The sequence below is a fragment of the Roseibium suaedae genome, from assembly GCF_900142725.1.
GTDB classification, from domain to species: Bacteria; Pseudomonadota; Alphaproteobacteria; order Rhizobiales; family Stappiaceae; genus Roseibium; species Roseibium suaedae.
This window is the reverse complement of sequence record NZ_FRBW01000001.1, coordinates 332,022-347,840: the sequence shown is the minus strand read 5'-3', so window position 1 is coordinate 347,840 and position 15,819 is coordinate 332,022. Positions and strand designations below refer to the sequence as shown.

Below are 15,819 nucleotides of genomic sequence, written 5' to 3'. Positions count from 1 at the left end.
GAAGACTTGGCCGGACCCCGATTTGAATAAAGAAAACTCCAGACCGTTACCGCGCCGCAGCTGAGCGCTCTGCAGGCTCCCGCCACCCGCGCATCGGCACATCCGACCTGTAGAACGGTTGCCTGGGCTTGATCTCACGGGCAGGATTTCCTGCATAGACCGTCCAGGGTTTCAGGTTCTTCACCGTCACCCCATGCGTTCCCAGCACAGCCCCCTCGCCAACGATGACCCCCGGCCCCACGAAGGCATCGGCGGTGATCCAGGCATAGTCTCCAATGACGATCGGAGACGTCATCAACTGAAAGAACTCGCCGTCGATGTCATGCGTGCCGGTGCAAATATGGGCTCGCTTGGAAATGACGGCGTATTTTCCGATCGTAATCTGCGCCATGCAGTAAATGTCTGCATGATCCGCGATGGCTGCGAAATCCTCCAGAACCAGATTTCCCGGGTACCAGATCCGGGCAGAGGGAGCAACGTAGACGCCCTGCCCCACCTTGGCTCCGAAAAGACGCAACAGAAACCTGCGCCAACCGTGGAACGGCTGTGTCCAGGATCCGAGCAAAGCCCAGGTCACGCCCCAGGCGAGACGTGTAACCCTGTGCCGCCACCCAAATCTCGGCTCGCTCGCACCAACGCTTAAAGTTTCTGCTTCCATTGCCAATATGCTCACTTCCGGATCACGCCAGATTGCCACCGCCAGCGCTTTCCGTCTCCCAAATCAATCATTTCAGGGTCCGGAAAATTTCAGACCTTCATCCTTTTTTGAGAGCCAATGGTGGATCTTGAGTGAACAAACACGGCTAGAGTTACAATTTTCAAGTTTGTGCAGCCTTTCAGAGACTGTTCCTCCCTTCTGCGGACGAAATTTAGTTTCCGGCCTAGCTCGTTGCGAGCAACCGAGAATGCACAGTCAGCGACCATAGGGAGAAGCCAGACAATGAGCATGCGAGAACCGGCCGACTATCAGACCGGCCCCCGCATTCTTCATATCAGCGCGGATTATCCCAACCCGCACAGGAACCGGACGACCACCGCGATTGAACGCCTGGTCCGGCGGGCAGCCGGTGCTGAAGGTAACGCCCAAATTGGCGAACACATCGTCATGTCGCTCAACCGGACCAGTAAGCCCTGGAAGACCCACTTCATTGATTGCGGCGAACGGCATGGGGTCCGGGTCTATTCCTACCGCTATTTCGGCCTGCCCATGGGACTGGGCCTTGCTCGTACCATGCGGAGAGTTGCACGCAAGATTGCATCAACGCTCAGTGCGGAAAGCTGGAAGCCGGATCTGATCCACGCCCACAAATTCGCCTTCGAGGGGATCGCAGGCCTTTGGCTCGCCGAACACTATGGGGATGACGTTCGTCTGTTCGTGTCTGTACGGGGTGAGTCTGAGCGCAATGTGCTGCTCTTCAAACCCGACTACCGCCCGCTGATGAGACGCATCGCCGCCCATGCCGACATGCTCTATCATGTCTCTGCCTGGTTCCGCCCCGCGTTTCATGAACATATTCCGGAGCAGCCGGAAAAAGAACGCCTGCTGCCGAACATCGTAGGCAATACATCGGCTGCCCTTCCTTCCCTTCCGGCCAATGGACGCTTTGCCACTGTTCTGCATCTCAATCTGCGCAAGCGGAAAGGGCTAAACGATCTGCTGAAGGGTTTTGCGCTCTTCCTTGAAACCAACCCCGGTATCTGCCTCGACATCATCGGTCCCGGTGACGATGAAACCGTTGCCGCGGTGATCAAGGAAATCGACGAACTGGATCTTGCGGCCAGCGTCAAACTGCTTGGCGGCATGGATGGCAAGACCCTGTTTTCCCACTTGCCAAACTACCTGGCTCTGGCGTTGCCGAGCCATCAGGAAACCTTTGGCATGGTTTATCTGGAGGCACTGTTTGCCGGGATTCCAATTCTCTACAGTCAGAATACCGGGATAGACGGCTATCTGGATGGCATGGACGCAGGCGTTGGGATCGAGGCCGGAAACGTTCAGGACATCGCATCGGCACTTGAAACGCTTTACCGGAAGAATGAAGCATACCGGCAATCAATTGCGGCATCTGGCCAGCTTCTGCATGATCGCTTCAACCCTGATGCGATCGCCGAAGGCTACCGGGCAGATATCGAACGCTTCTGCTGTCAGACCAACTCGAGGGAAACAGCCAAATGAACTGGAAACTCGGCCGCAAAATCGCACTTCTGGCACTTGTCGTGGTGTCTGGAGCAGCGCTCGTTGCCGGTCTGAGGTTTTCCGGATTGCTCGAGGGAGCAAATCCCGCAACAGCTCAAACTGTCCAGTCCCAGGTACCGCTGACAGTTCCTGAATTCAAGCGTGGAACAAATCTCGCGCGGATCATGGGATTTTCATATCGTGATCCGGCAAATCCCGGTCAGTACCTCTGGCCTCCCTTCCAGGGCAGCATGTCCCGCTTTTCCGACGCAGAGTTGCAACAACTAAGCGACCTGGGACTGGACTTTATCCGCCTGCCGGTCGATGCGGGTCCGTTCCTGGCGGCGTCGGATACAGATCGAAGATTGCTGCTGGATGATCTGAGAGCCTGGGTGCTCAGATTGCTGGATAGCAAGTTCACCGTCATGGTCGACATGCATCCGGCAAACTATGCCTCCAACTGGAAGCCTGTCGATATTCTGAAAGACCCGCAAGGCCCCGCCTTTGAAGCCTACCGAACCCTGCTGCGCGACGTTGCACGCCGGATAAAGGATCTCCCTGCAGACAAGATTGCGCTCGAACTGATGAACGAGCCGCAACCGATGTGTTTCAGGACGGACGGAGAGGACTGGACCGTTTCACAGGAAAGTCTGTACCGGGCGGTCAGAGAGGTCGCCCCGGATCTTCCGGTTGTCATTACCGGAGGCTGCTGGTCCTCTATCGACGGGCTGTCGACCCTCGATCCTGGGATCTACGACAGCCGGACCCTGTTCGACATTCACAATTACGAGCCTCACTTCTTTTCCCATCAGTCTCTTCTGTGGGCCTCTCCGCCCGCACGCTATATGGCCGGAATGAGCTATCCATGGTCCAATGGCTCGATCGAGCGTTCGGAACAGCTGACCGAGAAGCATCTGGCCGAGCTTGCGAAGGCTGGGCACCCTCAGTCCGAGAGCGCCCTCAACGAAGCATCCAGACATATTAGGAACTTCTACAATCGCGAGAAGCCTGACAAAGCCTATATGGACGCAAGGTTCAAAATTATCTCCGATTGGGCCGCAGAACACGGCATTGCGCCTTCCCGCATCATCATTGGCGAGTTCGGAGCGACACGGCTGCCTGCCTATATCCCGGATGATGGAAGCCGGACGTCCTGGTACAGGGATCTCCGCTCAACGGCAGAAAAAAACGGATTTGGCTGGGCAATCTGGGATGATCATGTCAACTTTGGTCTGTTCACCGGAGATGGCAACAGCGATTTGGACAAGCCTGTCGTCGAAGCTCTTGGTCTGAACGGCCAAAATCTATCAAGATGAAGAAGCTCTTGCCTGCAGTTTCGGCTGAGCGTTTACGCATTCAGGAACCCGGCGTGTGACTGACCAGCGACTGACAATGGGACAATCTGCGGGGATTGAAACCAGCGCATCCCGCAAACAGGACTTGGCAGGGCTAATTCTCAGTTGGCTTCCCACCTTGATGTTTGGCTACGCGATCCTGATTGCACCCATGATGATGCGGACTTCCGGAGGGCCGGAGGATGGCGACATCAACATTGCAGCTTCAAAGTCAAACGTCCTCAACCAGTTGTTCTGGCTGGCCCTTTTTGGCCTCGCATTTCTTGCCTCCCTGAAGCGCTTGAACCGTCTGCCTGCCGTTCTTCTGCATCCCGTCGTTCTCGCGATCTTCGCTTATCTCGCCTTTTCGGGGCTCACGGTTTTCTGGTCGCCGGTTCCCGGGATTGCGTTCCGCCGGCTGATCTTGCAGCTCATCTTGCTGTTGTGCTTCATCCTGTCCATAGGACTGGGGGACAGCCGGGAGGCGACCTTGAACCGCATGCTGGCGCTTGTGGTGCTGACAGTCGCGATCAACAGTCTTGCGGTCGTGCTCATTCCGCCAACACCGATCGGATACGCTGGCATCTATCCGCAAAAGAATGGACTTGGCGCCGTGATGGCCTTTGCCATCCTGGTCACGATCTATGGAATGTCGGTCAAGACCGGGATGACGCGTTTCATTCTCCTGGGGACCACAGTTGTCGCGTTCGGGCTTCTCGTGATCAGCCAGTCAAAAACCTCGCTTGGTCTGGCCGTCCTGATTCCAATCATGGTCTATGTTTTCGTCGGCCTGGCCTATCATTTGCGCATCAACGCCTTCGTGCTCTTCCTGCTACTCGCATCGACCGGGATCGTCTCCGCAGCCTTCCTGTCCGCCCTCACCGGCTTCGGATTAGACGACCTGTCGATGATCCTGTTCCACGACACGACGTTCACTGGCAGAACCGTAATCTGGAACTTTGTGCTGGACGTCATTTCCCGGTCCTGGCTTGGCGGGCAAGGCTATTCGTCCTTCTGGGGAGCTGGCGTTGACTCCATCGTCTTCCGCGAAGCGCCTAGTTTTGTGTCCCTGCTTTTGCAGGCTCACAACGGGTATCTGGACGTACTGGTCGAGACCGGTGTCATAGGCTTCACCATCCTAATCTGCCTTATCCTTTTCGCCTTTCGCTCAGCGACCCAACTGGTGCAGACAGACCGTCAGACCACACGCTTTTGCCTGATGCTGATCCTGTTCGTCGTCTGCCACAATCTGCTCGAGAGCAGCTGGTTCCGGAGCTTTTCGCAAATCTGGATGCTTTTCATTTTCGCGGCCTTGCTTCCACTCTTGCCCTCCGAGAAGGAGGCCCAGGGCAGGAATGCCAAAAGTGACCGATTTTAAGCCATAGCGTTAGCAGTTCCCTAACCATAAAATGGCTAACACTAGGTCTTTGACACACCTACACATTTCAAGGCCTGCGCTCGTGGAGACTTCTTCAGCTACGCCCCGGAAGGGGAACCAGAACCTGCTAGATGCCCTTGAGCTTTTCAGCATTCTGCGGGCGCGGCTGAAGTTCGTGCTGCTGGTAGCGCTGCTGTTTGTGATCGCCAGCGTCGGTATTTCCCTGATGCTGACACCGGTCTTCACTGCGACCACTGCCGTCTTGATCGACCCCACGGTCCAGCAGCCATTTGACACACAGCAGCAGTCTCGAAATCCGCTGGTCGATAGCCTGGCAATCGATAGCCAGGTCGCTGTCATTCGGTCTGCAACCATCCTGCGTCCCGTGATCCGATCCGAGGATCTCGTCAATGACCCGGAGTTCGGAACGGGCGGCACTTCCGGACTGGTCGGATTGATCCTGAACGCTATCAAGCCTGGTGCAGCAAAAGACACGGACAGCGGTGTTCAACTGGCCGAGGACAAGACGTTGAAGGCCCTCGCGGAGGCAACTACCGTCAAACGCGATGGCCAGACCTTCATCATCACCATCTCGGTCGATTCCAAGGACCCCGCCAAAGCCGCAAGGCTATCCCGGGCCATTGCGGAAAGTTATCTGAGCGACCAGCGCCGGCAACTCGAGAATGCCTCAAGCCAGGTGAGCTCCCAGATTGATGACCGGCTTATCGGATTGCGCGAGCGCCTGAGACTTGCCGAAGACAAGGTCCAAGAGTTCCGGGCGCAGAACAATCTCCAGGTCGTTGGTGAAGGCGGGCTTGTCACTCAGCAGGATCTTTCAGGCGTCAACACGAGCCTCATCGAAGCTCGAGCTGCCCTTGCAGCCGCCCAGGCCAAGAATGCAGAAATTCAAAGGCTCCTGCGTCAGGGCGTCGACGCCGAGTCCATCAGCGACGCCATCAACTCGACGACAATCTCGCGGCTTCGCGAACAATATTCAGACGCAGCCCGCACCGCCGCCAACTTGTCCGCGGATCTTCTGCCGTCGCACCCGAACCTGGTGCGCGCACGGTCCCAGCTTGCGCAGATCCAGCAGCTGATCCGAGACGAAGTCGCTCGAATTGGGGAATCAGCCAAGATCGAGCTCAAGGTCGCTCAGGACCGTGTCACCAATCTGCAGCAGCAGCTTGATACGACCCGGACTCTGACCAATGCAGATGACGCAGCACGGATTCGCTTGCGGGAGCTGGAAACTGAGGCCGCGGCAACACGCACGCTCTATGAGACGGCGCTGGCGCGGGCAAAGCAGATTTCAGAACTCGATCAGGTGGTCATCCCGGACGCACGGATCATTTCTCCGGCGGTCACACCCGAAAGCCCGTCCTGGCCAAAGAAAACGCTGATCGTTGCGCTCGCTGCCATTCTTGGCACCCTCGTAGGGGCTTGCCTGGTCATCGCAGGAACGGCCTTCAGACTTCTGAAACAACGGCTGTTTTCGGAGATCGAGGAAACACCAGAGGAACAGGCGCTGACCGTCCAGCAAGCCGCACCTCCCCCCCTGTCAGTCTCGGCAGAAGCGGAAGCCCCTGCCCAGATCGCAAGCGATCCGGTCAAGCCAAGCCTTCCGCGTGCCTCCCGGCGCATCAAGCCCGGTATTCCAAATCTGACCACACTCAGCAGCATTCCCCGCCTGACAGAAACCGGTATCAGCCATAACAGTGTTGGCCGTCTGGGCGAGGAGGTGGAAGCCATCCGCCACGCGCTCGACCTATTCTATGCGGACCAGGCGACCGGCAAGGATGCGGAGTTTGGCGAAGCGATCGAGGCTGTTCACGAGCGGATCGACCAGCTGGCAGAAGAATCCGACGCGCGCGTTGCTCTTCTCACCGCACCGGTAACAGGCCAGGGACAGACCTTGTCTGCTTTCGCCATCGCAGTTGCCGGAGCCTGCCGCGGCCTGAAGGTTCTTCTGGTCGATGCAGACCCCTTGCAAAGAGACCTCACGCGCGGTCTCGACGCAGGCGTCTCCCGGCGTCTGCAGCCGCTTGCAAACCGCGTTCGGGAAGACAAGGAACTTGGCCTGTCCTTCGTGTCGCTGATCGCTGGGCAGCCGCGTCACAAGCCGTTCGAGTTGAGCGGGCAAGCGACCCGGGAGCTGGCTGAAATTGCAAGAGACCACGATCTGACAGTGATCGATGGCCCATTGCTGCGGGACCTGACCAGCGACGCACCGCTGGTCGCCGTTTCAGACCTGATCCTGATCTCGCTCGCCAAGGACAACCGTGAAGCCCTGGCCACACAGGAACTAACTGAAACGCTTGGAAAGCTTGCAGGCGACCGGCCTCACGCAGTCCTGCAAACCGGAGACTAGGTCATCCCGGTCAACGAAGGCCAAAGCCTTTCACAAAACTCAGAAGCTGAGCCGTGATGACCTCACGTGCAGCAAGCGGGCTGAGATTGTGATCGGCATCGGGAACTCTTGAAAAAGTCACGTTCGGATAGGCAGCCAGACCGGATGCATCCGACCCAAACCAGTCGGAGATCTCAAGCAGTCCCCGGTCCCCCTCGCTGTAAACCAGCGCCACCGGCACATTGCGCTTCTCCAGCGACTTCAGCCTGTTCGTAACCTGGCTTCCCAATCGATGGTGACGTGACAAGCCCCCAAGAACGGGCGCAAGCCTTCTGTCTGCCGCTTTCTTGATTGCGGTAGTGACCTTCCGGATCGCCGTCGACAATGCCAGTTCTCCAGACAGCAATCGCTTGAATTGCCTGGGATCGGTCATCTTGCTGCGATAGGTATCAAGTGTCTGAATGGGTTCCCGGATGGCCTGATCGACATCTTCATGAGGGTCCCAGACAAGCTTGCGGGAATTGATCAGAAACGCCCCTTCGATGCGCTCATCCAGATCCGCTGACACGAAGGCCTGATAGGCGCCGCTGCATCGTCCCGAGATGAGAACTCTCGTCCCGGGCAGGTTCTGCTTCAGCCAGTCCACTGCATTGCGGACATCCTCATTCTGACGGGGCGAATAGAGAACCTGCTCGCCCTGCCCGGGCCAATAAGGGGTCTCGCCGATACCTGCCAGATCCATGCGCAGCATCGCAAAGCCATTCCCGGCCATCTCACGCGCCAGATCAACTGTGTAGCGTCCCCATCCGCTGGAATGGTCATAGCCCGCATTGAGCATCAGGACGGCAGTCGGAGCCGTTCCGGAGGCGGGTTCTGTCAGAACCCCGAAAAACATGTCATCAGGCCCGAACCTGACCTGGGTTTCACGGAACCCCTGCCCCTCGAGGACAGCAGAAAGATGCGGGCCAGGCGCATCCGTCCTGGTAGGCTCATTCAGCGGAAAATGTGCCTCGACCCAAGATACAACGGCCCGGATAGGCCCTTCCGGTAGCCGGGACAGCGTCGGATTGGAAATGTAGTCGACATACCCCTCGAAGGCGCTGAGATCGACCTGACCTCCACCGGCAGCAAGATGCTCTGCCAATTTCACATCGGCAGGATTGCCCGGGCGTCCGACAACGAGACTTCGGTCCACCTTTGGAGCTTCATTTTTCAGGAGGTTGAGCCCCTTGATCTCCGAAAGGGTCTCCGCCGAAAGCACGAAGCCGCCCGCCATCAGCCCGCCTTCCGGCCCATCGGAGGGCCGGACCAGGAAAGTTGGCTGCGTCATGGCTGTCCAGGCGGAGATTTCCCGCAAGTGGGCACGCCCCTGTGACACGGCCCCCAGATAGATAACGCCGTCGACCTTGCGGCTTCTGGCCAGTTCACCGGCAAAGAGACCGCCCAGGCCCTGACCGATCAGGATAATCCGCTTGGCAGAAGACAGCTTGATCAGTTCATCGAGCGCAGCTTCCGATGCCTTCTGCCAGGCTGAAACGTCCCGGATGGCATCACTGGCAAGAGCTGAATGGCAGGTACCGGGAAAATCGAATCTCAAACAGGGATAGCCAGCCTCTGCGAGATTTTCGCCCAGAATCCGGTATGTCTTTCGCGAGCACAATTCCTCATAGGCCCATGGACTGAGCATGAGGACAGCAGTCGAACCTCCGGCAGCATGGTACATACCGGCAAGATCACCAAAAACGACGGGGCGAGCTATTGACAAGAAGTAATTCCTGGAACAAGTCGAGGAAACCCCGACGGCAGGAGAGTGCCACCGAACAGGTTCCTTGAATGTGGATAGCGCTGTTTTCAACTCGATGAAACAAGCAATCTCAAAAATCCTGCGCTTCCTTTAAACTTGTTTCAAAGGTGAGGGCTCATAGTGCCGGCATCCGGCAGCTGTTTGGAGCATTAGCGTTTTGGAGCGTGTCACGATTGCAATCGCCAGCATCGGCAGGCCGTGTCTGGCGGAAACTCTGCGTTCTCTGGCCAATATCAACCAGGTTCCGGGCAAGATTTTGTCCGTGCTGATTGCTGATGACTCCCAGGATGCTGCAGCGACCCGGCTGGTTGCTGGGCTGCGTCTTCCCGGCCTTGATGTAACGTGCCTTTCAGTTGCCTCCGGCAACATCTCGATCGCCCGCAATGCCCTGCTCGACGAAACGACCGGCGAATGGATTGTCTTCGTCGATGACGATGAATGGGTCGAGCCAGACTGGCTGGAAAAGCTCTTTGCCTGCCAGCAGGAATTTGCCGCCGATGTGGTGATTGGCCCTGTGCATCCTGTCTATCCGGATCACGCGCCGGGCTGGCTGGTGAAGGCAAACCCGCTTTATGCCGACTGGGGCCACAGGGGCAAGCGCCTGCTGACCGGCCGAGGGGGAAATACCCTCGCCGACATGCGGTTCTTTCGCCAGTACGACCTGCGCTTTGATCCGGCGCTCGGCCGCTCTGGTGGCGAAGACACGGCCTTCTTCGCCAAGGCGGCCACTTGCGGTGCCGTCATCATAGCAACAGACGATGCCATTGCCCGGGAGCATGTACCAGATGAGCGGCTTAACCCCCGCTACATTTTCCGCCGCGGTGTCCGCTCGGGCCAGTCCTTTGCCAACTCCCGCAAGGCCGACAATCCCGGCCTGCAATGGCGGCTGCTTTTTGGCGGGGATGCCTTGATCAAATGCGCAGCCGCCTTTGTCCTCGCCGCGGTTTTCCGGCCATTTGACCGGGCACGGTCCTTCCGCATGCAGCAGAAGCTTGCGCTGAACTTCGGCAAGATCCGCTCCGTTCTGAACCTGCCGCTCGCGCAGCTCTACGCACCGCGTCCCTAGGATTCAGACCTAGATCCGGTAGCGCAGCCGGCGAAGCTGTGCGTAGGCAGTGCCTCTTAGGATCTGACCGAAGGACATGCGCGGCGGCAGATCCCGTTCCGGCGAAAAGGTCTCCTGCACCGACCAGCGCGGACGGAACCAGGCGTTCTGATACCCCATTCCGGATGTACTGGTTGAAACCTGGGAATAGCCAGCAGCCTTCAGGCTCGACAGGACAAGCGGATCGAACGCCCCAAACGGAATGGCCGCGGTCTTGACCGGAACACCCGCCTCATCCTCGATCCTCCGGCGCGCGTCATAGAACTCCCGCTGCCGGCCAGCCTCATCAAGCTTGGTCCAGTTGACATGGTTCCAGCCATGACTGCCGATCTTCATGCCAACTGCAGCCATCTCGCGGATCTGTTCTCCGCTCAAATACCCCTGCTGGCCAATACGCCCAGCGAGCAAGAAGAACTCACCGGTACGGCCTGCATCGAGCAATGCCGGAAAGCCCACTTTGAAATCTGACAGGTTGCCATCATCGAAGGTCACGACAACCCGGCAACCCGACTGCTTTTCCATCTTGTCCAGCACTGCAATCGTCCGGCGGTAGATGTCCGCTGAAACAAAGTATCGTCCCTCCCCCTCGCTCAAGTGAACCACCGGCTCACCAATGCCGTGGAAGGTGATCGCTAGATTTTTGGTCAGCATGCCGGGATCCTGAAAAAGGCTTGGTTTTAATTCCCGGCACTCTGGCACGAAATGTTCAACGGATGATGAGCAATGCCAAGGGCAGGATATTCGGTGAAATTAACCCCGGCGGAAGACCCTTGTGCTAAATCAAGCCAATTGTTCTGACATTCCCAACTGGCCACTTTCATTTCCAGCCGGACCAAGCGGACGACTGTATGCAAACCAACACACCCGGGAGCCCCATGTCCAAGGTGAAAAATCTTATTGGACAGGCCCGAAAATCCAGCCTGGTTCGCAATACCTTGTCCTACACGGTGAACTTCGGGCTTCAGCTGGTCATTCAGCTTGCCTTCTTCATGCTGATTTCCCGAACCCTTGGTGCGGAAGGCTACGGCGTCTTCATCAGCATCACGAGTACGTCGATCATTGCCGCATTCATCATTGGCCTGGGCAGCGAGTATCTTCTCGTCCAGCGCGTCGCTGTCGATCCTAAAGCGTTTCCGCGCTATTTCGGCCATGCCCTGATCATGATGGCTCTAACCTTGCCACTGGTCGCCATCCCGATGATCGTCTTTCTGCACTATCTGGTCGGCGACACGATCAGCCTTGTGCATCTGTCCGTCATCTCTCTGACCGATCTGATCTTCACCCGGCTCGTGGTTTTGGCTGCACAGGCCTATATGGCCTTCGACAAGGCCAACAAGCAGCTCTTCATCAACGCCTTCATGGCGATCTCCAAGCTCGTTTTCCTGGTCGCGGCCACCAGCCTGCACAGCAAGCTGACTGTGTCCGACTGGACCTGGTGGTATTTTGCATCGGGCATGCTCTCCGCAGTCGTCGCCATCGCCCTGGTCATTCGGGACCTTGGGCGACCGGTCATGACGATTGTCCGGGAAGACCTGAGGCTCAGCAGCCTTTACTGCGTCGAATTTCTCGCCATCGGCAGCATGAAGGATCTCGACAAGCCGGTCGTTGTGCATGCGATCGACGCCCACGCAGGCGGTCAATATGCAGCAGGCTTTCGCATCATTGACGCGGCCTCGGCTCCGGTGCGCGCGTTTCTTTATGCCACCTACACGCGCCATTTCCGCCATGCCGAGGTTGGCAAGGAAAACAGCTACAGCTTTGCGCTGAAGCTGCTGCCTGTGGCGGTTGGCCTCGCCCTGCCGGTCGCGATCGGACTGTTTGTGATTGCGGATTATATTCCGCTGGTTCTCGGCGAGGACTTTGCCGACACACCGAGCGTCATCAAGTGCCTGGCGTTCTATCCGCTGCTGATGGGCCTCTCCGGCATTGGCGCAGACCTCCTGCGCGCAATCGGGCACCAGAAGGTCCGCATGGCGCTGCTGATTTTCACCAGCCTGGCGCTTGTCCCCGTTGTCTGGTTCGGAGCGGTCATGGGTGGCCTTGTCGGCGCGGCCCTCTTCCGCTTCGCCGTGCAGTCTGCACTGACCTTGCTGACCTGGGCCGCCATTCTCGTCTCAAGAAAGCGCAATACGGCCTGAGGTCCCTTCCCGAAGGGCCTCTACCCCCGGAGACTGATCTGGCTGTTTGACGAGACCGCACGGAGGGTTCCGGCGGGCGTCCCATCGCTCTCCACTTCGGCAACAAGGCGAATGCGTTTCGCTGCACCCGGTGCAATATGGAACCAGTTGTCCGAAGGCAGGAACCCGTCCACGTCCAGATGCACAAAACGGGCAGTCCGGTTTGCAGTCAGGGTCAGCAGCCAATCTGCTTCTTCGCCCTGTGCCAGATCCGCCTGAAGGTCCAGTGGCAGACGTGCCGGATCGAAGCCTTGCGGGAAATGGAAGGCTTCCGACAGGACTTCACCCGTCCCCTCATCGACAAGCCGCGCCACAGTGACATCGTGGGCAGGCGGCCCGAAACGGAAGGCATAAGTCGTGTCGAAAAAGGCTCCGAAAAGATCCGTCACCGCCACGTCCTGACTGGAGTGCGGGGCGAGCTCAAATAACCTTTTTCCGGAAACCACCGGCGTCATTCCATCGCGCAGACAGGTCACGGACAAAGCCAATTGCCGCGCAACGGGTGTCTCATTGTGGATATGCGCAAGAAGCCCGTTGGTGCCCTCGTCGCTGAGGGTGACATTCAAAGGCTGAAAGGCGCGCCGCAGCGCATGCCAGACCGGCTTCGGACGCCCCAGGGCATCGATCAGCCCCCAGCCTGCACCGGGAAGAAGGTCCTGAAACGTCCAGACCAGCGCCCCCCGGCAAGTGGACTGCGCCCGCCGCCATTCAGCAAATGTCTGTTCCAGAATGTCTACTGTCACGGCTCTCGACAGATCCAGATACCGGTCCGGGTCTCCGTATCGCAGCGCGAGCGGATCGATCCCGTAGAGGGACTTCAGATAATGATCGCGCACATCCTCGAAGTCCCAGCCAGCCCCTCTGTCTCTTGGAATGCGCGCTTTCCAGCGCGGATCATGCCCCGGATTGACGGGAAGATGCTGCTCCAGCGTCCGGGCTTCCGGAATATTGGAAAAGGCCAGGCACTCAGCGGCGAAACGGACGTCCGCACGCCGGGCATCTTCCAGGGGACGCAGATAGGCGCCAACGCCGTAGTAGTGGGCAACCCCTTCATTCGGGGAAAAGGGCAATGCACCGCCGCAAGGCGAATTGGCAACGTAAGGCACATCCGCACGATAGGCTCCTGCAGCAGCGCGCAGAATCTCCTCGCAAAGCGGACCCTTCCAGCGGCTTTCGGGCAGGCCCATCATCGCGCCCTGCTGATAGATCTCACTTCCGCCGCACAGAACAGCCAGCGACGGAGAGCCCTGCAAACGGGTGAGCTGCTGGCGAACCTCTTCCTTCACCAGCACCGCAAATGCCTCATCCTGAACCGGATAATCGTAATTCGCGAACTGGAGATCCTGCCAGACGAGGATCCCGAGTTCATCGCACAGCTCGAAGAAAGCGCGCGTTTCGTAGACCATCGTGCCGCCGATGCGCAGCATGTTCATGCCGGCAAGACCGGCCTTTTCCAGCAGCGGCCGATAGGTTTGCTTGTCTCCGGAAAGGCCAAGCAGGTCGGCATTGGTCCATACGGCTCCGCGGCAAAACACCGGCACATCATTGACAGTCAGGCCGAACCCCCGGCCATCCGCACCGGTTTCAACCTCGATCCGCCGGAAGCCGGTACGTCCGAGGTCGATAGACATTGCCCCCAGTTCCAGATGAACGTCATGAAGATGAGGCTCTCCATGGGTATGCGGCATCCAGGGCTGAACGTCGGGTATTTCAAGCGTTCCTACCCAACGGCCCGGCTCAACCTGCTCGAGGACCAGCCTGTACCCCGCACAAACGAGATGGACGTCACCTTGCCAGCCCTCGAGCTGACCGGAGAACGTGAGATATCCCTTTCCGTCCCGCCCCAGATTGGTCAGCAGTTCAAGCCCGGATAGCGTGGGTTGACCGGTCTCATGCAGGGCAATTTCCCGCCAAGGGCCAACCGCATGGATCTCCGGGCACCACCCCGGCATATGGCCGAGAAGAGTGGTGCGGACGAGACGAAGACCCTGAGACGTCGCCAGCTGGGGCCGCCAGCGGGCACGTGGCCCCTTGGCTTCCAGATGAGGAGCAAGGGCCCGGAAACAGATATCAAGGCGGGATTGAGCCTTCAGATGGACCGGCAGCTCATGACCTTCGAACATGCTCCCGGACTGGAGGATCAACGCCCCGTCCAGATAGACTTCCGCAATGGTTGCCAGACCATCCAGCGAGAGCGTTCTGTCCCCCTCGCCGAAGCTGCCGAGAGCAGCCCGGTACCAGATGTCCTTGTCATGCAGGCTTTCGGGATCAAGCGGGTCATAGCGGCCGGCAGCTGCCAGGGCAGCCGCAGCCGTTCCCGGCGCCTTGGCTGGAACCCAGTCTTCGACTTCGCTCAAAGTCTGTGGGGAAGCCACCGCTCCCGCCGGCGTCACCGCCAGTTCAAAGCAGGTGACGGGCTGCCCGGATGACGGACGCAGGGCGGGAAAGGAATTCGGCATGTTGATCCGCTCGGACTGAGGGAAATAGATCAGGCGGCGCGGAGCCCTTGCGCCACCATATGCGCATCGAGATCTGCCATCAGATCGTCCCATGCACTGACCGCCGGAGCAAGCGCCGGCACCAGCTTGTCAAAGGACTTGCGCATGACGGCACGGGCAAGCTGGAACTGGACCGTTTTACAGGTCGAGGAGATCAGGCGGGCTTTTCCGGCCGCATCTTCAAGACCGGTGACACCATTGCGTCCAAGCCAGTCAAGATGCGCACTGAAGAGTTCGAAATTCGCTCCGAGCTGCCTCAATGTGTTGAAAGCATAGAGATGGAAAAACTCGAAAGGACGCTCGGAGATCTCGGCAACCTGCTTCGGAAAGACTACGGAGAAAGCCGCAATCGGATTGCGCGCCGGGCGCTTGGAAAGATGCGAGGCCAGCAGGGCCAGAGCCCGTTCCACGATAACGTCCTGAGCAGGCGCTTTGTCCGGGAATTTCACGAATTCCGTATAGGGCAGGAACGGCAGTGGCTGTGCCTTGTCGCCCCTCTGAAACACCCCATCGAAATCTTCGCCTTCCAGATGATGAAGGCCAAGCCCATGGAAATAGTCCATGGAGCGGCCTTCGATATCCAGCCGGTTGACCGCAACGGTCGTCTTGCCGTGAGCATTGTGATAGCCGACGCCCTGCGTGTCCGGCAGGTAGAAACTGTCGACTTCCACCAGGCTTAACCGGCCCCGTTCGATCTGGGCCGCCACATGGTTTTCCACCCGGTCATAGATGGCAAGTTCCGTGACCCGCAGACCATAGAGCGCTTCCAGATCCTCAAGGGGGACCTTGAAGAAGGTGAACTGGTCGCCCTCGAAATCCTGGGTCACGGAATAGGCGAGGCAAGCTTCAGGTGGCAGGCCAAGCGAGGGCAGCACCTCGATCCAGACATCCAGATAGCAATTCGTCTCCGGCCAGTCCCGCTCCGCCGAGTGCAGCGGATGACGCTTGTAGCCGGCCGGGTCGAGGCCCGGAAATATGCGCTCAGCCATGATCGCCTCTT

11 protein-coding genes are annotated in these 15,819 nt (G+C 58.5%); 6 read left to right on the top strand and 5 right to left on the bottom strand.

Going from position 1 to position 15,819, the window contains the following annotated elements; all coding sequences use genetic code 11:
* Positions 1-46: 46 nt before the first annotated feature.
* A complete protein-coding gene (locus BUA94_RS01560; protein ID WP_235860438.1) occupies positions 47-517 on the bottom strand; it encodes an LbetaH domain-containing protein in 471 nt (156 codons plus the stop codon).
* A gap of 423 nt (positions 518-940) precedes the next feature.
* On the opposite strand from BUA94_RS01560, the gene BUA94_RS01555 reads away from it, so the two are divergent.
* The 4 genes from BUA94_RS01555 (at position 941) to BUA94_RS01540 (ending at position 7,256) form a co-directional block, all read left to right on the top strand.
* Complete coding sequence (locus BUA94_RS01555; RefSeq protein ID WP_073007923.1) at positions 941-2,176, top strand: glycosyltransferase; 1,236 nt, start codon at positions 941-943, stop codon at positions 2,174-2,176.
* Positions 2,173-3,492, top strand: coding sequence for a glycoside hydrolase family 5 protein (locus BUA94_RS01550; RefSeq protein WP_073007917.1), 1,320 nt, complete (start codon positions 2,173-2,175; stop codon positions 3,490-3,492). The genes BUA94_RS01555 and BUA94_RS01550 overlap by 4 nt, the downstream gene beginning before the upstream one ends.
* A gap of 160 nt (positions 3,493-3,652) precedes the next feature.
* A complete protein-coding gene (locus BUA94_RS01545; protein ID WP_073007914.1) occupies positions 3,653-4,888 on the top strand; it encodes an O-antigen ligase family protein in 1,236 nt (411 codons plus the stop codon).
* 82 nt (positions 4,889-4,970) lie between these two features.
* A complete protein-coding gene (locus BUA94_RS01540) occupies positions 4,971-7,256 on the top strand; it encodes an exopolysaccharide transport family protein (RefSeq protein ID WP_073007911.1) in 2,286 nt (761 codons plus the stop codon).
* Positions 7,257-7,266: 10 nt separating this feature from the next.
* On the opposite strand, the gene BUA94_RS01535 is transcribed toward BUA94_RS01540, so the two are convergent.
* Positions 7,267-9,000 (bottom strand): alpha/beta fold hydrolase, encoded by a 1,734-nt coding sequence (locus BUA94_RS01535; RefSeq protein WP_139250981.1) that lies wholly within the window; start codon positions 8,998-9,000, stop codon positions 7,267-7,269.
* Positions 9,001-9,196: 196 nt separating this feature from the next.
* On the opposite strand from BUA94_RS01535, the gene BUA94_RS01530 reads away from it, so the two are divergent.
* Positions 9,197-10,105: a glycosyltransferase family 2 protein gene (locus tag BUA94_RS01530; RefSeq protein ID WP_073007903.1), complete on the top strand. Its 909-nt coding sequence runs from the start codon at positions 9,197-9,199 to the stop codon at positions 10,103-10,105.
* Positions 10,106-10,114: 9 nt separating this feature from the next.
* On the opposite strand, the gene BUA94_RS01525 is transcribed toward BUA94_RS01530, so the two are convergent.
* Positions 10,115-10,795, bottom strand: coding sequence for a polysaccharide deacetylase family protein (locus tag BUA94_RS01525; RefSeq protein WP_073007900.1), 681 nt, complete (start codon positions 10,793-10,795; stop codon positions 10,115-10,117).
* Between the two features lie 224 nt (positions 10,796-11,019).
* Between BUA94_RS01525 and BUA94_RS01520 the strand changes: the two genes are divergently transcribed.
* Positions 11,020-12,282: a lipopolysaccharide biosynthesis protein gene (locus BUA94_RS01520; protein ID WP_073007897.1), complete on the top strand. Its 1,263-nt coding sequence runs from the start codon at positions 11,020-11,022 to the stop codon at positions 12,280-12,282.
* Between the two features lie 20 nt (positions 12,283-12,302).
* On the opposite strand, the gene BUA94_RS23485 is transcribed toward BUA94_RS01520, so the two are convergent.
* Together BUA94_RS23485 and BUA94_RS01510 are read right to left on the bottom strand one after the other, a co-directional pair.
* A complete protein-coding gene (locus BUA94_RS23485; protein ID WP_073007894.1) occupies positions 12,303-14,780 on the bottom strand; it encodes a glycosyl hydrolase 2 galactose-binding domain-containing protein in 2,478 nt (825 codons plus the stop codon).
* 29 nt (positions 14,781-14,809) lie between these two features.
* Positions 14,810-15,808 carry a DUF1839 family protein gene (locus tag BUA94_RS01510; protein ID WP_073007891.1) on the bottom strand — a complete coding sequence of 333 codons (999 nt, stop codon included), beginning with the start codon at positions 15,806-15,808 and terminating at the stop codon, positions 14,810-14,812.
* Positions 15,809-15,819 lie beyond the last annotated feature (11 nt).